This window comes from Microbacterium gallinarum, from assembly GCF_014837165.1.
In the GTDB taxonomy this organism is placed as follows: Bacteria; Actinomycetota; Actinomycetes; order Actinomycetales; family Microbacteriaceae; genus Microbacterium; species Microbacterium gallinarum.
Window position 1 is genome coordinate 15713 of record NZ_JACSPM010000002.1, and the last position, 19432, is coordinate 35144.

The 19432-nt window shown below is 70.4% G+C and carries 15 protein-coding genes; 7 read left to right on the forward strand and 8 right to left on the reverse strand.

The genetic code is table 11. The features are described 5' to 3' along the window. Positions 1-60: 60 nt before the first annotated feature. The 7 genes from H9622_RS06910 to H9622_RS06940 form a co-directional block, all read right to left on the reverse strand. Positions 61-447, reverse strand: coding sequence for a glucose-6-phosphate dehydrogenase (locus H9622_RS06910; RefSeq protein WP_191765677.1), 387 nt, complete (start codon positions 445-447; stop codon positions 61-63). A gap of 120 nt (positions 448-567) precedes the next feature. Then, positions 568-4080, reverse strand: a complete 3513-nt coding sequence (locus H9622_RS06915; RefSeq protein WP_191765678.1) for an error-prone DNA polymerase — start codon at positions 4078-4080, stop codon at positions 568-570. Between the two features lie 69 nt (positions 4081-4149). Beyond that, positions 4150-5805 (reverse strand): DNA polymerase Y family protein, encoded by a 1656-nt coding sequence (locus tag H9622_RS06920; RefSeq protein ID WP_191765679.1) that lies wholly within the window; start codon positions 5803-5805, stop codon positions 4150-4152. 1 nt (position 5806) lies between these two features. Next, a complete protein-coding gene (locus H9622_RS06925) occupies positions 5807-6580 on the reverse strand; it encodes a hypothetical protein (RefSeq protein WP_225221819.1) in 774 nt (257 codons plus the stop codon). A 137-nt stretch (positions 6581-6717) separates the two neighbouring features. Beyond that, complete coding sequence (locus tag H9622_RS06930; protein WP_191765680.1) at positions 6718-7215, reverse strand: HNH endonuclease; 498 nt, start codon at positions 7213-7215, stop codon at positions 6718-6720. Positions 7216-7577: 362 nt separating this feature from the next. Then, entirely contained in the window at positions 7578-8474 is an 897-nt protein-coding gene (locus H9622_RS06935) for a M23 family metallopeptidase (protein ID WP_191765681.1), read from the reverse strand. A 292-nt stretch (positions 8475-8766) separates the two neighbouring features. Next, entirely contained in the window at positions 8767-9468 is a 702-nt protein-coding gene (locus H9622_RS06940) for a metal-dependent transcriptional regulator (RefSeq protein WP_191765682.1), read from the reverse strand. 138 nt (positions 9469-9606) lie between these two features. Here H9622_RS06940 and serC point away from each other — a divergent pair, with 138 nt between their 5' ends. After that, positions 9607-10719: a phosphoserine transaminase gene (gene serC / locus H9622_RS06945; protein WP_191765683.1), complete on the forward strand. Its 1113-nt coding sequence runs from the start codon at positions 9607-9609 to the stop codon at positions 10717-10719. A gap of 8 nt (positions 10720-10727) precedes the next feature. Here the strand turns inward: serC and H9622_RS06950 are convergent, their stop codons facing one another. Next, a complete protein-coding gene (locus tag H9622_RS06950) occupies positions 10728-11360 on the reverse strand; it encodes a TetR/AcrR family transcriptional regulator (RefSeq protein WP_191765684.1) in 633 nt (210 codons plus the stop codon). 176 nt (positions 11361-11536) lie between these two features. Between H9622_RS06950 and H9622_RS06955 the strand changes: the two genes are divergently transcribed. The 6 genes from H9622_RS06955 (at position 11537) to H9622_RS06980 (ending at position 19412) form a co-directional block, all read left to right on the forward strand. Then, positions 11537-13192 (forward strand): ABC transporter substrate-binding protein, encoded by a 1656-nt coding sequence (locus tag H9622_RS06955; protein WP_191765685.1) that lies wholly within the window; start codon positions 11537-11539, stop codon positions 13190-13192. Between the two features lie 146 nt (positions 13193-13338). After that, positions 13339-14163, forward strand: coding sequence for an ABC transporter ATP-binding protein (locus tag H9622_RS06960; protein ID WP_191765686.1), 825 nt, complete (start codon positions 13339-13341; stop codon positions 14161-14163). After that, positions 14160-14969 (forward strand): ABC transporter ATP-binding protein, encoded by an 810-nt coding sequence (locus H9622_RS06965; RefSeq protein WP_191765687.1) that lies wholly within the window; start codon positions 14160-14162, stop codon positions 14967-14969. Before H9622_RS06960 ends, H9622_RS06965 begins: the two co-directional genes overlap by 4 nt. Further along, positions 14966-16045 carry an ABC transporter permease gene (locus H9622_RS06970; protein ID WP_191765688.1) on the forward strand — a complete coding sequence of 360 codons (1080 nt, stop codon included), beginning with the start codon at positions 14966-14968 and terminating at the stop codon, positions 16043-16045. Before H9622_RS06965 ends, H9622_RS06970 begins: the two co-directional genes overlap by 4 nt. 2 nt (positions 16046-16047) lie before the next feature. Next, complete coding sequence (locus H9622_RS06975; RefSeq protein ID WP_191765689.1) at positions 16048-17115, forward strand: ABC transporter permease; 1068 nt, start codon at positions 16048-16050, stop codon at positions 17113-17115. Beyond that, positions 17112-19412, forward strand: a complete 2301-nt coding sequence (locus H9622_RS06980; protein WP_318247054.1) for an exo-beta-d-1,3/1,6-glucosidase — start codon at positions 17112-17114, stop codon at positions 19410-19412. Before H9622_RS06975 ends, H9622_RS06980 begins: the two co-directional genes overlap by 4 nt. Positions 19413-19432: the final 20 nt, after the last annotated feature.

The window sequence follows — 19432 nt, forward strand, 5'->3', positions numbered from 1 at the left end:
CAGACGCTTTCGTGTGGCCCCGGCGCCTTCGTGCGTGGCCCGACGGTATGCGTGCGGCGGTCAGACTTCCGTGCCGCACATGCCGCAGACGCCGGTGGGCGGCACCTCCACGAAGCAGTTCGGGCACAGCGCGCGGGGGCGCTCTTCGGCCGGGGTGCTGCGGCGCGGAGCCGCGCGGCGCGCGGGCTTCGCGGCCGTCGAGCGCGCGGCGGCGGCCGGAGCCCGCTGGATCACGGGCAGGTGCGTCTGGCAGTAGAACCGCACGAACCCGCCGTGCTGCTTGGGGTGGCGGTGCTTCACGGCCCACAGCTCGGTGCGGGGCAACGGCTCGGACGAGCCGCCGCAGACCGAGCAGCGCGTGGGCTCGCCGGGCGAGACCTCGGCCACGAGCGTCGGGGTTTCGAATGCGAGGTCGTCTCGCCAGTCGGAGGACGCGACGACCTTCATGACATTCCCTTCGACGGGCTCCGGATCGATGACACGACGTCACCGCTCGAACGGAGCGACCTATCGAGGGTACCCGCCGCGGCTGAGCACGGGATGCACGAGCGGATGCCGCGGCCGCCCTCATCGGAAGTCCCGGGACTGGTGGTGGACGCCTACGCGCAGGTCTTCGAACCCGTCGGCGAGGAGGTTCGTGACGCCCTCGACCGAGCGCTCCAGCATCCCTCTCACGATCAACGCCGGCGAGTCGCGCACCACCCGGCGGTAGCGGTTCCAGACCCCCACCGAGCAGATGATGTTCACGAGGCCGTGCTCGTCTTCGAGATTGATGAAGGTGACACCGGATGCCGTGGCCGGCCGCTGCCGGTGGGTCACGAGTCCGGCGACCTCGACGCGACGGCCGGTCTCGTGGTCGCGCAGCTCGCGCGAGGTGAGCACCCCCCGCGCATCGAGCCCGGAGCGGTAGTGGGTCATCGGGTGGTCGTCGGTCGAGACGCCCGTGGCCCACAGATCGGCGGCGAGCCGCTCGTAGCTGGTGGGGTCGGCGAACAGCGGCGGCTGCACCGCGACGAGTGAGTCGGGCAGGAACTCGGGACGATCGAGCGCCGCCGAGCCGGCGAGCCAGATCGCCGCGCGGCGGGTGAGGCCGAGCCCGTCGAACGCGCCCGCCGTCGCGAGCGCCTCGAGCTGGGCGGCGGTGAGGCTGGTGCGGCGCACGAGGTCGCGCAGGTCGCGGAACGGCCCTTCGGCGTCGCGGGCGGCGACGATGCGCTCGGCGACCTTCGCGCCGATGCCCTTGACCCCCGCCAGGCCGAGCCGCACCGCGAAGCGTCCGTCGCGCCGGTGGGCGGCCGACTCGTCGGGTGCGTGGATGTCGAAGAGCCCGACCGGCGGCTGGATGCGCTGCGCGCACGAGTCGAGGCCCGTGGGGGCGAGGGTGGCGGGGTCCGGAGAGGGAGTCGCGAAACGAGGAGATTCCGCGAAGCGAGGACCGGAAGCATCCGGAGCATCGTCGCTTCGCGAGGCATCCTCGATCAGCGACCCCGACGGCGACACCCCCGCGACGGGTTCGAGCAGGGCCTCCACCCCGGACAGATGGAGGTCGGGGCGACGCACCTCCACGCCGTGGCGGCGCGCGTCGTTCACGAGCGATGCGGGCGAGTAGAACCCCATCGGCTGCGCGCGCAGCAGCCCGGCGAGGAACGCCGCCGGATAGTGCAGCTTGATCCACGAACTCGCGTAGACGAGCAGCCCGAACGACAGTGAGTGCGACTCGGCGAACCCGAAGTTCGCGAACGCCTGGATCTTGGCGTAGATCGCGTCGGCCTCCTCGCCGACCAGCCCGTTCTCGGCCATGCCGGCGTAGAGCTTCTCTTTCAGCGACTCGATCCGCTCGACGCCGCGCTTGGAGCCCATCGCGCGCCGCAGCAGGTCGGCGTCTTCACCGCTCAGGCCGCCGACGGCCATGCCCATCTGCATGAGCTGCTCCTGGAACACCGGGATGCCGAGCGTGCGCTCGAGCACCGGCTTCAGCTTGGGATGGGCGTACGTCACTTTCTCCATCCCGAGCTTGCGCTTGACGAACGGGTGCACCGCGCCACCCTGGATCGGCCCCGGCCGGATCAGCGCGATCTCGATCACGAGGTCGTAGAACCGGCGCGGCTGCAGGCGCGGCAGGAGTCCCATCTGCGCCCGCGACTCGACCTGGAACACCCCGATCGAGTCGGCGCGGCACAGCATGTCGTAGACCGCCTTCTCCTCCTTCGGCAGCGTCGCGAGCTCCCAGTCCTCCCCCGTCGAGGCGCGGATCATGTCGAAGCAGTACTGCAGGGCGGCGAGCATGCCGAGCCCGAGCAGGTCGAACTTCACCAGCCCCATCCACGCGGCGTCGTCTTTGTCCCACTGGATGACGGTGCGGTTCTCCATGCGGGCGTGCTCGATCGGCACCACCTCGCCGACGGGACGGTCGGTGAGCACCATGCCGCCGGAATGGATGCCCAGATGCCGCGGCGCCTTGAGCAACTCGCCCGCGAACTCGAGCACGCGATTCGGGATGTCGTGACCCGGCCCCGTCTCAAGGTGCGCACCCCATCCCTCGACCTGCTTGGACCAGGCATCCTGCTGGCCGGGTGAATGCCCGAGCGCCTTCGCCATGTCGCGCACCGCGTTCTTGGGCCGGTACTGGATCACGTTCGCGACCTGCGCGGCCCGCTCGCGCCCGTACTGCCCGTAGACCCACTGGATGATCTCCTCCCGGCGGTCGGAGTCGAAGTCGACGTCGATGTCGGGCTCTTCGTCGCGCAGGCTCGACAGGAAGCGCTCGAACGGCAGGTCGTAGGCGATCGCGTCGACGGCGGTGATGTCGAGCAGGTAGCAGATAGCGCTGTTGGCGGCGGAGCCGCGGCCTTGACACAGGATGCCGCGCCGCCGCGCCTCCTGCACGATGCCGTGGACGATCAGGAAGTAGCCGGGGAAGTCCTTCAACTCGATGACCCCGAGCTCTTTCTCGATGCGCGCCCGGTCCTTCTCGCTCAGGTCAGGATACTTGCGGGGCACCGCCTCCCACACCAGGTGCCGCAGCCACGACATCGGGGTGTGCCCGTCGGGGACCTCCTGCTTGGGAAGCGCGGGCTTGGCGCGACGCAGCGGGAAGGCGAGCTCGTCGGCGAGCGTCACCGTGCGGGCGACGGCGTCGGGATGCCGCACGAACCGCTCCACCATCTCCGCGCCCGAGCGCAGATGCGCGCCGGCGTGAGAGGGCAGCCAGCCGTCGAGCTCGTCGAGCCCGCGGTTGGCGCGCACTGCGGCGACCGCGGCGGCGAGCAGCTGGCGCTGGGGCACCGCGTAGTGCACGTTGTTCGTCGCGAGCAGCGGAAGTCCGCGCTCGCGCGCGAGCCCGGCGAGGATGTCGTTGTCGCGCGTGTCGAGCGGGTTGCCGTGGTCGATCAGCTCGACGTGCACGGCGTCGCGCCCGAAGAGACGCACGAGCAGATCGAGCTCGCGGCTCGCGGCATCCGCTCCTCCCTCGGCGAGCGCGCGACGCACCGCACCCTTGCGGCAACCGGTGAGCACGGCCCACTCGCCGCCCGCCTGCGCGGCGAGCTCGTCGAGGTCGTAGCTCGGTCTACCTTTTTCCATCCCCTGAAGCTGCGCGTGGGTGATGGCGCCCGCGAGCCGGTGATAGCCCTCCTCGCCCCGCGCGAGTATAAGCAGATGCGATCCGACGGGATCGGGCTCACCGTTCTGGGGCTTGGGCAGCTCGAGCGACAGTTCGGCGCCGAACACCGTCTTCAGCTGCAGCGACTCGGCCGCCTCGGCGAAGCGCACGATGCCGTAGAACCCGTCGTGGTCGGTGATCGCTAGGGCATGCAGACCCAGGCGCTCGGCCTCCTCGGCGAGCTCTTCGGGAGACGACGCCCCATCGAGGAACGAGAACGACGAGTGCGCGTGCAGCTCGGCGTACGGGATGGCCTCGGCCGGACGCTCGATGCCGGGGGCGACGTAGGGTCCGCGCTTGTGCGACCACGCCGGGCTGTCGCCGCCGTCGGCACCCGCCGGGCGTCCGGTGGGGCGCCGACGGTCGCTGAGCACGCGCTCGATCTCGGACCACGGGACGGAAGGGTTGTTGAAGCCCATCAGGGATCACCGGCCGTCGTCGTCAGGGTAGGGCGTTTCGATGACCGGCGCGCGCTCCACGGTCGGGGCTCAGTCATAGGAGGCCTCCGCGGTCCAGACGTCGCCCTCGCACACCAGCAGCCAGGCCGCGCCGTCGGCGTCGACCACCTGGAACCGGTGCGCCCGCCGGGCGCGCATCGGATCCCACGTGCGCTCGACGACCGGCCACGGCCCCGCCCACGCCTCGATCACCCGGCGGCGTCCGCTCTCGACCAGCACCGCCGGCACAGCCGACACGGCGCCCCGCTCGTCGACGTCGATCGTCTCGCCGCCGAGCGCGCGCACGTCGACCGGCACCGGCTCGGCGAACACCGTCGTGGGCAGCGGGTCGGGAAGACTGCCCGGCCACGGCCGGGCGCGCTGCGCCGCGATGCCGTCCTTGCCGGTGGCATGCCGGTCACCCCAGGGCACGAGCACCTGCCGCTCGACCAGCCATCGACCGCCGCCGATCTCGGGCGTGAGCACGCCCCGGTGCCCGAGCATCGCCTGCACGCGCGACAGGGCGTGGTGCACGCGCTCCTCGGGCCCGCCCCCGAAGATCGCGGGGGCGTGATGGGATGCCGCATCCACCGCCTCGGGCGAGATGCGCACCAGCGCGACGCCGCTGCGCAGGAGTCCGCCCTCGGTCCCGCCTTCGCCGGGCTTGCCGACGTCTTCGGCCAGCTGCCACCGCACGCGATCGACCACCGCCGCGGCGTCGAACGACCCCGGATGCAGCCAGACCCGATCACTGCGCTCGCCCCGATCGCCGACGAGCTCGACCCGCAGCTCGGTACACACGAGGTCGATCGCGCCGAGACCGGCGATGAAGTCGTCGGCGGTGACGCGCATGCCGAACGCGACCTGGTCGGCGATCTCGAGCGGCGGCTCGAACGCGATCTCACGGTGGAGCTCGGGCGGCGGCGTGCGGGGTTCGACGGGGCGCGAGTCGAGACCGCCCGACAGAGAGTGAAGACGGATGCCGCGTTCCCCGAACCGCTCGCGCACGCGATCGGGGGGCATCGCCGCGAACTCACCGAGCGTCTGCACTCCGAGGCGAGCCAGCAGCCCGACCAGGTCGGCCGACGCCGCGGCCGACGACGCGGGTGGACCGGCCCCGAGCGAGGAGGCGTCGAGCACCGCCACCGACAAAGGCGCCAGGAACCCGGCGGCACCGCCTGCCGGCACGGAGAAGATCGGCTCGGCCGCGCTCGCCCCCGCCTGCGCGGCCTGCTCGGCCGTGAACGGGCCATCGGCGATACCCGCACGGACGTCGCCGAGCCCGAGCCCGTGCATCTCGTCGACCAGCACGCGCGCCGCCTCGATCTCGCCGCCGTAGTAGCGCGCCGGTCCACGAGCACGCAGCGCGCACAGTCCGGGACGCACCAGCTGCACACCCGGAGCGCGCTCCTCGATGCGCGAGACAAGCGGCGCGAAGGCCCTGTGGTCGCGCGTCGGATCGGCCGGCACGACGGTGAGCCCCGGGCACCGCGCCTGCGCGTCGCGCCGGCGCTGCCCGCGGCGCACCCCCTCGGCGCGCGCCGACGCCGAGCAGGCCACGACGAGGTTGCGCTCCACCACTGCGACCGCGCGCCGGGGATCGAGGGGCACGCCGCCGGCGAGGCCGCCGCCGTCGCGGGTCAGCGCGGTGACGGGCCAGTCGGGGAACCACAGCACGAGGCTGCGCACGGGAGACGACACCGCCATGTCAGCCCACCGCCCTCGCTTCGAGGGGGACGAACCGCTCATCGGACCGCAGCTCGTCGCCCGACCGCAGCGGCTCGACACCGCGCATCGTCTCGGGTGCGACGGACACCTGGCCCGAGGCATCCGGAAGCATCACCCTCGCCCGGCGCGATCGCGGCCACCGCCTGCTCGACGACGTGACGGTCAGCTCGCGCGTGGCGAGGTAGCCGTGGCCACGACCCAGCCCCGTCCATGCGGGGTCGGCGATCTCGAGCACGGCCTCGGCCTGCGGCCACGGCCCCTGCACGAGCAGCACGGCACCTCGATCGCGCAGGCGGGCGGCCAGGCGCGCGATCTCGCCGTCGGCGGCCCGGCCGGCCGGACGCACCGCCACGACGGGGAGGACCTCGGCGATGGTCGCCGTGACGGTGAGCCACCGGGCGCCGGGATCGGGGATGAGCACGAGGCGCGAGAGATCGACCCCGAGCCCCTCGGCGGCCTCGGCACCGAGCCGCGGCATGCCCACCGCCGCACACCACGACCCCGATTGCGACGGCTGCGACAGCAGCGCGAGCAGCAGCGAGGTGGACCGTGGAAGCGAGTACGCCGACCCCGGCCGCAGACCCCCGCCGGGAAGCAGCGAGGCGAGTGCGGGATGGACCGGCAGCACCGGAGCGTCGAGCTTGCGCCCCTGCACCCGCTCGAGCTGAGCGCGGAGTCGTGCCACCTCGCTCTGCGGCCCCGTTGGGGCCTGCTCTTGCGCGTGCACCGCCGTGAGTTGCACGGTCGCCCTCATTCCCACAGACTAGAACAGATGTTCTATGTTCTCAATCTCAGGAATCGAAGATAACTCTAACCGCCGACATCTGCCAATCACTCAGGCAGGCACGGCACACAGCCGGTGCGCCAGCTCACCGGGCCGCCGGGATGCGGTCACGCAGCGAGCGCGAGGTACGGCTCCCACCGCGGATCAGTGCGCTCCGTGCCGCGGACCGTCCACTGCCCGCCCCGCGGCGGGTGGGGTGTGAAGCGCAGCTCCCAGTGCATCTCCTGCGGCGTGCGATCGCCTTTGAGGTTGTTGCAGCGCAGGCAGCACGCGACGAGGTTCTCCCAGGAGTCGCCTCCCCCGCGCGACCGCGGCAGCACGTGGTCGATCGTCGACGCCGATGCTCCGCAGTAGGCGCACCGGTGCGAATCGCGGCGCAGCACTCCCCGCCGCGTCACCGGCACCCGCCGCCCGCCGGGCACCCGGACATATCTCGTCAGGATGATCACCGCCGGACGGTCGTACGCTCGTCGGGTCCCCCACACCGGATCCCCATCGGTGTGCTCGATGACAGTGGCCTTCTCGTTCATCACGAGCACGAGGGCCCGTTTGAACGACACCACGGCGAGCGGCTCATAGCCCGCGTTCAGCACCAGAGTGCGCATTGATCATCCTCTCGAATGGCCGGGACGGCTTCTCGGTATTCGACTTTCCGGTGACGATCGAGGGGCGCAGGGGCATGAAAAAAGGCGCTGTCTTATAGACAGCGCCATGGCGCCACGGTCTGGCCGTGGCATCCGCTCGTGCAATGCCGAAGGACGAGGCGTCCGAGCGCATCCGTGGTTCGAATGCGTGGTGTGATGCCCATCGGCTCCCTCCGCTTCTCTCAGCGTCGGGTTTCAGGCTAACGCACGCACGCACGACGGGGGCCGAGTCGCGGGATGAACGCCGCGTGGCGTGTCGGCGAACGGACGATCCCCCCGGCGCCGTGACGCCGGGGGGATCGGTGAGTCCGCGTGCGAGCCGGTCAGCCGGCGTTCTGCTGCAGCCAGGCGTACGGGTCGACGTTCGAGCCGTTGATGTAGGTCTCGAAGTGCAGGTGGTTCGCGGTCGAGCGGCCCGTGCTGCCGACGAGGCCGATGACCTGGCCGGCCTGGACGGTCTGACCGGGGACGACCTGGCGGCTGCCGTAGATCATGTGCCCGTAGAGCGTGCCGACGCGCTGCCCGTTGATGACGTGATCGATCGTGACCGCGACGCCGTAGCCGCCATAGCTCTCCTGCGAGACCTTCACGACACCGGCGGCGGCAGCGAAGATCGGAGTGCCTGCGGGAGCGAGCATGTCGACGCCCATGTGCGCGCCGCCACGGGTGCCGAAGCCCTGGCCGAGGGTGTAGTTCGCGAGCGGCCAGCGGACGGCGCCCGATCCGGCGGCGACCATGCTGAGGTCGACCTGGACCCGGGCCTGCGACGCCGCGACCTTGGCGGCCTGGCGGGCGCGCTCGGCGGCGGCCTCTTCGGCTTTCTTCTTGGCGATCTCCTCGGCGGTGGTGGCCGAGTAGCTGTCGCGGCTGATCTGGGTGGATGTCGCATCCGACGCGATGACGAGCGACTGGGCGTCGTCGATCGCGAGCTGCTGGATCGTCTTGGCCTCTTCCACGGGAAGGGCGGCGCCGAAGGCCGGGAGCGCGACGGTGGCGATGAGTCCACCGACCATGCTCAGGATCACCAGGCTCTTCAGCGGCTTGGCCACACGGTTCGGGCCCTTGGGCGCCGACGCGGGTCGGGCCGCGGCAGCGGTCGGGGCGACCTTCGCGACGGCCTGAGGGCGACGGCCGACCGGTCGGCGCGCGCGCGTGCGACGGGTCAGACTCGTCGCGTCGTTCTCGGGCTCGTTCGCGAGCGAATCGTTCTGTTCAGCCAAACTGTCCTCCGGCGCCTCCGCGCCGGTGGCGCTGGCTCGTCGGCATTCGATGTCGGGGCACGATATGCGGGCTACACCGCGTGGACGACGAGCCAGAGAGGCAATCTACGCGGGATCCGTCGGCGGGCTTCTCGCCTAGTGGACCGTTCGAGGCTACCCGAAGGTAACGAATCTGTCACGCTCAGCGCCTGGCAGTTCGCTGACCGGTCCGTCAGCAACCGCCGGGATGCGGCATCCGCTCTCCGTCTTCCCGCGGAATTACGGGGACCCGTCCCGCAGAAACTCCGGGAACTCAGCGGCGGTCGTCGACGAGGAAGATGTGCGACGCGACCTCGACCGGGAGCTCGAGGCCCTCGTCGCTGCCGTGCATCTGCACGAGCACGTAGCCCTCGCTGTACTGGTAGTCGCCGGTGGCACCCGGGAGCACGCCGGCGGCCTTCAGCTGCTGGAGCAGCTCGGGGTCGACCTGGGCGGGCTCGGCGAGGCGCCGGACCGTGCCCGAGATGGGCGCGCCCGCATCGTTGAGGCGGCGCACGAGACCCACCACGCCCTGCTCGAACCCGGTCGCGGGCACGTCGCCGAGCTGGTCGAGGCCGGGGATCGGGTTGCCGTACGGCGACTCGGTGGGGTGACCCAGCAGCTCGACGAGGCGACGCTCGACCTGCTCGCTCATGACGTGCTCCCACCGGCACGCCTCTTCGTGGACGTAGGCCCAGTCGAGGCCGATGACGTCGGAGAGGAGGCGCTCGGCGAGGCGATGCTTGCGCATGACGTCAACGGCCTTCTGCCGGCCGGCGTCGGTGAGCTCGAGGCTGCGGTCTTCGGAGACCACGACGAGACCGTCGCGCTCCATGCGACCGACCGTCTGCGACACCGTGGGCCCGGAGTGGCCGAGCCGCTCGGAGATGCGGGCCCGCAGGGGAACGATGTTCTCCTCCTCGAGTTCGAGGATCGTGCGCAGGTACATCTCGGTGGTGTCGATGAGATCTGTCATGTCGCGAGGGTCCTCGAGTCGGAAGAAGACGGGTAAGGCCACCCTATCTTGGCGGCCGGACACCGGGGCGCTCGGCGGGGGCCGTCACGGCCTGTCATGCGGCCACGGCCGGGAAGGCCGCCGACCTAGAATCGACCCATGGCCCACGTCGTGCTCCCCCGTGAGATCCTGCCCGCCGACGGACGCTTCGGCTGCGGTCCGTCGAAGATCCACCCGGCCCATCTCGCGGCCCTCGCCGGCCCGGGCGGTGCCCTGATGGGCACGTCGCACCGCCAGGCTCCCGTGAAGAACCTCGTGGGTCAGGTGCGCGCCGGCCTCGCCGAGCTGTTCCGGCTCCCCGCGGGCTACGAGGTGATCCTCGGCAACGGCGGTTCGACGGCATTCTGGGATGCCGCGACCTTCGGGCTCATCGAGAAGCGCAGCCAGAACCTCGTGTTCGGCGAATTCGGCGGGAAGTTCGCGAAGGCCGCGAAGGCCCCGTGGCTGGAGGCCCCCGACGTGCGCGAGGTCGCCGCCGGCACCCGCACCGCCGCCGAGGCGGTCGAGGGAGTCGACGTGTACGCGTGGCCGCACAACGAGACGTCCACCGGCGTCTCGGCGCCGGTCGAGCGGGTGACGGGCGACGACGGGGCGCTCACTGTGATCGACGCCACCAGCGCCGCGGGCGGCATCGACTTCTCCGCCTCCCAGGCCGACGTCTACTACTTCGCCCCGCAGAAGAACCTCGGATCGGACGGCGGGCTGTGGTTCGCGCTCGTCTCCCCGGCCGCGATCGAGCGCATCGAGCGCATCGCCGCGTCGGGCCGCTACATCCCCGAGTTCCTGAGCCTCAAGAACGCGCTCGACAACTCCCGCCTCAACCAGACGCTCAACACGCCGGCGCTCGCGACGCTGTTCCTGCTCGACCAGCAGCTCGACTGGATCCGCGACAGCGGCGGACTGCAGTGGGCCGACGCCCGCACGCGCGAGTCGTCGAACGAGCTGTACGCGTGGGCCGAGGCATCCGCTGTCGCGACTCCGTTCGTGACCGATCCCGCCGACCGCTCCCCCGTCGTCGCTACGATCGACTTCGACGACAGCATCGACGCCGCGGCCGTCGCGAAGAGCCTGCGCGCCAACGGCATCGTCGACACCGAGCCGTACCGCAAGCTCGGCCGCAACCAGCTGCGCGTCGCGACGTTCGTGGCGATCGACCCCGACGACGTGCGCCAGCTGATCAAGGCGATCGACTACACGATCGAGCACCTCTGAGGACTGCGTCAGGCGAGCGGTGAGGGCACGGGGTCGAGCACCGAGGCCACGATCGCCTCGATCGCGAACTCCGACGCACGGCCCAGGTCGAGCGCTGTCGGGTCGAGCAGCCACTGCACCTGGAGGCCGTCCATGACGGCGAGGATGGCCGTCGACGCATAGGCGACGGTCTCGGGTTCGCGGATGCCGCGTTCGGCGCACACCAGGGCGAACGCCGCCGCGACTTCGCCCCGCAGGGTCTGGTACCGCTTCTGGAAGAACTCGCGGCCCGGGTGACCGTCGGTGACGGACTCGGCCGACAGCACGGCGTAGGCCTGCACGATGCCGGGTCGCTCGGCGTTCGCGAACGCGGTGCGCACGAGGTGGCGGAACAGGTCCATCCCGTCGGGGATGTGCTGCTCCTCGAGGTCGGCGACGTCGGTCTCGTCACGGTGCTGCAGCACCTGGAGGAGCAGGGCGTCCTTCGAGCCGAAGTGATGGAGGATGCCGGCGTGGGTCATGCCGACCTGGTCGGCGATCTCCTGAAGAGTGCCGCCGGTGAAGCCCTTCGCCCCGAAGATCTCGGTCGCGGCGTCGAGGATGTCGCGCCGGCGCGCAAGGGTCTCGGGTCGCGAACGCGGCTGTCTGCGCTGCTCGGTCACTGGCTCCCGCCCCTCGTCATCCGGCGGATCAAGAGTCTACGCACGAGGCGTGGGAGCTCGGTTGCCGACACGGTTGCAATAGTTACTTACTTGATTGTAAGTTAGTCGCGCAATCACCCCCGCGACGTCGCGGTCTCCTCGTGAGCACGCCGACGTCATCTCACGAAGGAGAAGCAATGAGGCTTAAGTCCTCCCTCGTCGCCGTCGGCATGGCAGCAGCGCTCGTGCTGACCGGCTGCGCGGCCGGCAGCACGGACTCCGGCGACAACGAACCCGGTGCGGCGCTCACGATCGCCAAGCCCGACGGCGCCATCACCACCGAGTCGAACAACCCGTATCTGGGCGACTCGTCCGCCTCGAAGTACGGCTACGGCAAGGTCATCTTCGAGTCGCTCGCGCTCGTCAACCCGACCGGCGACCTCGGCACGACGCCCTGGCTCGCCGAATCGGTCGAGTGGAACGAGGACTACACGCAGCTGACCGCGGTGGCCCGCGAAGGAGTGACCTGGAGCGACGGCGAGGAGTTCACCGCCGACGACATCGCGTTCTCCTTCAACCAGGTGCTCGAGGGCAAGCTCAACGACACCAACGCCCTCGACCTCAAGAGCGTCAGTGTGGACGGCAGCACCGTCACCATCGACTTCAACAGCTCGAAGTTCACCCAGCAGGGCCGCGTCCTCCACTTCCAGATCGTGCCCGAGCACATCTGGAAGGACATCGAAGACCCGAACACCGACCCCGTCACCGGCGAGGGCCAGGCGGTCGGCACCGGCCCGTACGTGCTCGACTCGTGGACGACCGAGTCGGTCACCCTCGCCGCGAACCCCGACTACTGGGGCGGCGAGCTGGCGGTGCCCGAGCTGCACTACGTCTCGTACGGCGACAATGCGGCGCTCACCACCGCGCTGGCGACCGGTGAGGCCGACTGGGCGCAGGCCTTCATCCCCCAGATCCAGGACAGCTACCTGTCGGCCGACCCCGACAACAAGTTCCTGGTCTCCCCCACCGCGGGTGCGGGCACGCTGTTCATGAACCTGCAGACGAAGCCGTTCAACGACCCGGCGCTGCGCCAGGCGCTCGCCTGGACGATCGACCGTCAGGCGTACGTCGACATCGCCCGTGAGGGGGCGAGCGAGGCGGTCTGGAGCGTCACCGGTCTCGGCGCACTGCTCGAGGACGAGGTCATTCCCGAGTACCAGGGCCAGAACTACTCGGTCGACGTCGACAAGGCGCGCGAGATCCTCACCGACGCCGGCTACACGTGGGACGGCGAGACGCTCATCGACCCGGACGGCGAAGCGGTCACCTTCTCGATCTCGGTCCCCGCGGGCTGGAGCGACTGGAACACCGAGCAGGCGCTCATCGCCGAGGAGCTCAAGGAGGGCCTCGGCATCGAGGTCAAGGTCGACCAGCCCGATTGGGGCGGATGGGATGCTGCGCGCCAGGAGGGCACTTTCCAGGCGATCATCCACTGGCTCGAGGACACCGGCAACGCCTACGGCCTCTACACGTCGACCATGGACCCGAAGTGGATCGTCGACGGCAAGGCGGCCTTCAACTTCGGCCGCTTCGACGACCCGACGGTCACCGAGGCGCTCAACACGTACGCCAACGCCGCGTCGGACGCCGACCGTGAGGCCGCTCTCGCGGTGATGCAGACGGCGTTCGTCGAGAACGTGCCGGCCATCCCGCTCGGCGCACACCCGCTCCTGGGCGAGTTCAACACGCGCAACTACGTCGGCTGGCCGTCGGAGGACGACCAGTACGCCTCGGCCGACCCGACGCAGCCCGCGATCGTGCAGATCCTGACGCAGCTGCAGCCCGCCGGCTGATCCTCAGGGCGGACGGATGCTGCGGCATCCGTCCCGCCCTGAGACAGCACTGCTGCTGCGGCATCCGTCCGCCCTGAAAGGGCACTGCTGCCCCGCGGCATCCGTCCGCCCCTCCACGCCTGCCTTCACGAAAGCGAACCAGCCCCATGAGAGATTCGCTGCTCTCCGTCGACGACTTCTCGGTCGTCTACGACGTCGATCCCCCCGTGCGCGCGGTCAAGAACGTCACCCTCGAGCTCGAGCGCGGGGAGATCCTCGGACTCGCCGGCGAGAGCGGGTGCGGCAAGACCACACTCGCCTACGGCATCCAGCGCCTGCTCAAGCCGCCGGCCGTCATCACGAGCGGCTCCGTCGTCTTCCACGACGCGTCCGGCGAAGACGTCGACATCAACGGCCTCGAGCCCGAGCAGATGCGCCGCTTCCGGTGGGACAAGGTCTCGATGGTCTTCCAGGGGGCGATGAACTCGCTGAACCCCGTCGCCACCATCGGCGCGCAGCTCGAGGACGTCTTCGAGGTCCACCGCCCCGACCTGTCGCGCGGCGAGCGCCGCGCCGCCGTCGTCGAGCTGCTCGAGATCGTCAAGGTCGGCGCGCAGCGCTATCGCTCGTACCCGCACGAGCTGTCGGGCGGCATGCGCCAGCGCGTCATGATCGCCATGGCGCTCGCGCTGCGGCCGCAGCTCATGGTGATGGACGAGCCCACGACCGCCCTCGACGTGCTCGTCCAACGCGAGATCCTGCGGCAGATCTCGCATCTGCGCCACGAGTTCGGGTTCTCGGTGATCTTCATCACCCACGACCTTCCGCTGCTCCTCGAGATCAGCGACCGCATCGCAATCATGCGCGACGGCGAGATCATCGAGCTCGACACCGCCGAGCGCATCTGGACCGACCCGCAGGACGACTACACGCGCACGCTGCTCGCCTCGTTCCCGCGCCTCACCGGAGAGAGGGGGGTGGTCCTGCGATGACCGTCCTCGAGTTCGATTCCGTCACCAAGGTGTACTCGGTGCGCGGCGCCGGTCAGATGAAGGCGCTCGACGACGTGAGCTTCACGCTGAGCTCGGGCCAGACCATCGGCCTCGTCGGCCAGTCCGGCAGCGGCAAGTCCACGATCGCGAAGATCCTCACGCAGCTCGAGACACCCACGAGCGGCGAAGTGCGGCTCGACGGTCAGCCGATCCCCCGCCGCGGCAAGGGGCTGCGCGCCTACCGGCAGCAGCTGCGCATGGTGTTCCAGGACCCGTTCGCATCGCTCAACCCGTACCACTCGATCCGCTACGCCATCCAGCGTCCGCTCCAGCTCGACGAGGTCGTGCCCACCGACCAGCTCGACGACGAGGTGCGGCGGCTGCTCGGCCGCGTGCGCCTCGACGCCGACGCGGTCATCGACCGCCGGCCCCACGAGCTGTCGGGAGGTCAGCGCCAGCGCGTCGCGATCGCCCGGGCGCTGGCATCCCGTCCCCGGCTGCTCGTCGCCGACGAGCCCGTCTCGATGCTCGACGTGTCGATCCGCCTCGGCGTGCTCAACCTGCTGGCCGATCTGCAGCGTGAGGAGGGTCTGGGCGTGCTGTACATCACGCACGACCTCGCCACCGCGCGGCACTTCAGCGACGAGATCCTCGTGCTCAACCAGGGCAGGGTCGTCGAGCGCGGCCCCGCCGACGACGTGATCCTGCGCCCCCAGAACCCGTACACCCAAGAGCTGCGCGCGGCATCCCCCGATCCCGACTCCTACTTCGCGCACGCAACCGGCATCCTCGGAGGTCACAAGTGAGCGCCGTCGCTCCCCAGCTCCCGACGCCGGGCTTCGACGCGATCGAAGCCGGCACCACGGCGACCGGCGCGGTCAAGGCTCGCGCCCGCATCCCGTGGCGGTTCCTCGGCAACCGCGCGCTGTTCTATCTGTTCACGCTGTGGGCGGCCATCACGATCAACTTCTTCCTGCCGCGCCTGATGAAGGGCGACGCGGTGGACGCGTATCTCGCCCGCAACCGGAACGTCTCGCCCGAAGCCGCCGAGGCGCTGCGCTCGCTGCTCGGTCTCGACACCGACACGTCGCTCTGGCAGCAGTACGTCGACTACTGGGGTCTGCTGCTGCGCGGCGACCTCGGCATCTCGCTGCTGCACGGCATGCGCCCGGTGACCGAGGTGGTCGGCCAGTCGCTCATCTGGACCGTCGGCCTCGTCGGCTTCGCCACCCTCATCGCCTTCGCGATCGGCACCATCGGCGGCGCGATCGTCGGCTGGCGCCGCGGCAGCCGGCTCGACTCGCTCATCCCGATCACGACGTTCCTGAGCACGATCCCCTACTTCTGGCTCGGACTCGTCGCGATCTCGGTGTTCTCGGTGACGCTCGGCTGGTTCCCCATCGGCAAGGCCTACGGCGTCGGCGTCACGCCGGAATGGTCGTGGGAGTTCATCGGCGACGTGGTGCATCACGGCTTCCTCCCGGCGGCGACGATCATCATCGCCTCGATCGGCGGATGGATGCTCGGCATGCGCAATATGATGCTGACGGTCCTCGACGAGGACTACGTCATGGTCGCGCAGGCCAAGGGCATGCCGAACGACCGAGTGCTCTGGCGCTACGCCGCGCGCAATGCGGTGCTGCCGCAGATCCAGAGCTTCGCGCTCGCGCTCGGGTTCATCGTCGGCGGCACCATCGTGATGGAGGTGGTGTTCAGCTACCCCGGCGTCGGGAAGCTGCTGCTCGACGCCACGAACGCCAAGGACTACGCCCTCATGCAGGGAGTGTTCCTCGTGCTGACGATCTCGGTGCTGCTGGCCAACCTCCTGGCCGACGTCGCCTACGCATTCCTCGACCCGCGCACGCGCCAGACGGAGGCCTGAGCATGGACACGACCATCGTCGACGAGAGCACCGCACGGCGCCCGGCGCACACGCCCGCGACCGCCACCGTGCGCACGCCCTCCCCCGGAAACGGCGCCACCGCGCGCAGGAAGCCGACCTTCTGGTCGAAGCTGGGGTCGGCCTTCGCGATGTTCCGCAACCGGAAGTCGGTCACCGGCCTCGCGATCCTCGGGTTCTTCGTACTCGTCGCGATCTTCGCCGACGTGCTCGCCCCGTACTCGCCGACCAAGGTGGACAACACGGCGCGCTTCCAGCCACCGTCGGCCGCGCACTGGCTGGGCACGACCCACATCGGCGAGGACGTGCTGAGCCAGGTCATCCACGGCACGCGCGGCGTCATCGTCGTGGGCTTCCTCGCCGCGATCATCGCCACCGTCATCGCGATCGTGATCGGCGTGATGTCGGGCTACCTGCGGGGATGGCGCAGCGAGGGCCTGTCGGCGCTGACCAACGTGTTCCTCGTCATCCCCGGCATCCCGCTCATCATCATCGTCGCGACCATCGTCGAAGACCCGCCCCTGATCCTGATCGCGACCGTTCTGGGTCTCATCGGCTGGGCGTGGGGCGCCCGCGTGCTCCGCGCGCAGACGATGTCGCTGCGCAGCCGCGACTTCGTGCAGGCTGCCCGCGCCAACGGCGAGCCGCTGCGCCGCATCATCACCGTCGAGATGCTGCCGAACCTCATGGCGCTCATCGCCGCGAGCTTCGTGGGCACGGTGACCGCCGCGATCATCGGCCTCACCACGCTGTCGTACATCGGCATCATCCCGGTGACGACGTACAACTGGGGCACGATCCTCAACTGGGCGAGCGCTCAGGGCGCGTTCCGCCAGGGCCAGTGGTGGTGGTTCCTGCCTCCGGGCCTGTGCATCGCCGCCATCGGCGTCGCGCTCTCGCTCATCAACTTCGGCATCGACGAGTACGTCAACCCGCGTCTCCGGTCGGCCGGCGAGCGCGCCCGCGCCCTCAAGAAGAAGGGCATGAACGTCAACGACACCGTCACGGCCGTCCGCACCGCGCCCGAGACATCCCGACAGGAGAATCAGTGACCTACGACGCCCCCTACCTCGACCCCGAGCTCCCGGTCGAGGAGCGGATCGCCGACCTGCTGGGCCGCATGACCCTCGAGGAGAAGGTCGGGCAGATGCTGCAGCTCGACGCCCGCGAGGACCTCGACGACCAGATCCTGCGGATGCACGCCGGCTCGATCCTGCACGCCTCGCCCGCCCGGGTGCTGCGTGCGCGGGACCTGACGCTCCAGACGCGCCTGCGGATCCCGCTGCTCGTCGGCGAGGACTGCATCCACGGCCACGCGTTCTGGGAGGGCGGCACCGTCTTCCCGACGCAGCTGGGCATGGCGGCGACGTGGGATGCCGCGCTCGTCGAGCAGGTCGCACGTGCGACCGCCGCCGAGGTGGCGGCCACCGGCATCCACTGGACCTTCTCTCCCGTGCTGTGCATCGCGCGCGACCTCCGCTGGGGCCGCATCGACGAGACGTTCGGCGAGGACCCGTACCTGATCGGCGAGCTCGCCTCGGCGATGGTGCGCGGTTACCAGGGCGGCGGGCTCGGCGACCCGGACGCGATCCTCGCGACGGCCAAGCACTTCGCCGGCTACTCCGAGACCCAGGGCGGCCGCGACGCGAGCGAGGCCGACATCTCGCGGCGCAAGCTGCGGTCGTGGTTCCTCCCGCCGTTCGAGAGAGTGGCGAAGGAGGGATGCCGCACCTTCATGCTCGGCTATCAGACGACCGACGGCGTGCCGATCACCGTCAACGACTGGCTGCTCAACGACGTGCTGCGCGGCGAGTGGGGCTACACGGGCACCCTCATCACCGATTGGGACAACGTCGGACGCATGGTGTGGGAGCAGAAGGTGCAGCCCGACTACGCGCACGCCGCCGCCGCGGCGGTCAAGGCCGGCAACGACATGGTCATGACCACGCCGGGCTTCTTCCACGGTGCACTGCTGGCGATCGAGCGCGGCCTGATGGCCGAGCGCGACCTCGATCGTGCGGTGTCGCGCATCCTGCGCCTGAAGTTCGAGTTCGGACTGTTCGAGAACCCGCGGCTTCCCGACGCCGAGCGCATCGAGACCGTGATCGGCCGTCCCGAGCACGTCGCCCTCAACCTCGAGACCGCGCGGCGCTCGCTCGTGCTGCTGCAGAACGACGGCACGCTCCCGTTGGGCGACGATGGCACGCCTCGCCGCATCGCGGTGGTCGGGCCGCTCGCCGACGACGCGCAGACGCAGCTCGGCGACTGGGCAGGATCGTCGGGCCAGGTCGACTGGTTGCCCGACGGCCAGCCGCGCGAGCTCATCACGACGGTGCTCGACGGGCTGCGAGCGCATGCGCCGTCGACCTGGGACATCGCGCACGCGCGCGGCGCCGACATCCTCACCCTCGAGGAGGATCCGGAAGGCGCCTTCTTCCCCGACGGCCAGCCGCGCCCGCAGATCGTGGTGCCCGTCGCCCCCGACGCCGCGCTCATCGCCGAGGCCGTCGCCGCTGCCGCTGACGCGGACTACGTGGTCGCCGTCGTGGGCGACCGGGTCGAGCTCGTGGGCGAAGGGCGGTCCACGGCGACCCTTGAGCTGCTCGGCGGCCAGAATGCGCTCCTCGAGGCGCTGGCGGCGACCGGCACGCCCCTGATCGTGGTGCTGCTCGCGTCGAAGCCGCTCGTGCTTCCGCAGTCGGTGACGGATGCCGCGGCCCTGGTGTGGACCGCCAATCCGGGCATGCAGGGCGGTCGGGCGATCGCCGAGCTGCTGCTGGGTCTCATCGAGCCCTCCGGCCGCCTGCCGATCTCGTTCGCCCGCCACGTCGGCCAGCAGCCGACGTACTACAACCAGGTGCGCGGACAGCACGGATCGCGGTACGCCGACCTGACGCAGGCTCCTGCGCACGCGTTCGGCGACGGCCTGTCGTACACGCGCGTCGAGTACTCCGACCTGCGGATCGCGGAGCCGGTGCTGGGTGAGGCCGACACGGTGCGCGCGACGGTGACGGTGCGCAACACCGGGTCGCGGCCCGCGCGCGAGGTCGTGCAGGCCTACGTTCGGGACAGCGTGACGTCGGTCAGCTGGGCCGACAAGGAGCTCAAGGGGTTCACCGTCGTCGACGTCGAGCAGGGCGCGCAGGCGACGGTCGAGCTCGCGATCGCGGTCGCCGACTGCACGATCGTCGACGCCCAGGGCAACCGGGTCGTCGAGGCCGGGGAGTTCGAGCTGCTGGTGGGCCCGTCGTCACGCGACGAGACGCTGCTCAGCGCAAGCTTCACGGTCTCGGCCGGCGACGCCGAGAGCGCAGTCGAGCTGCTGACCGCGGCGGCGCTCACCCCTTGACCCGCGGGGGCGGCGGCGCG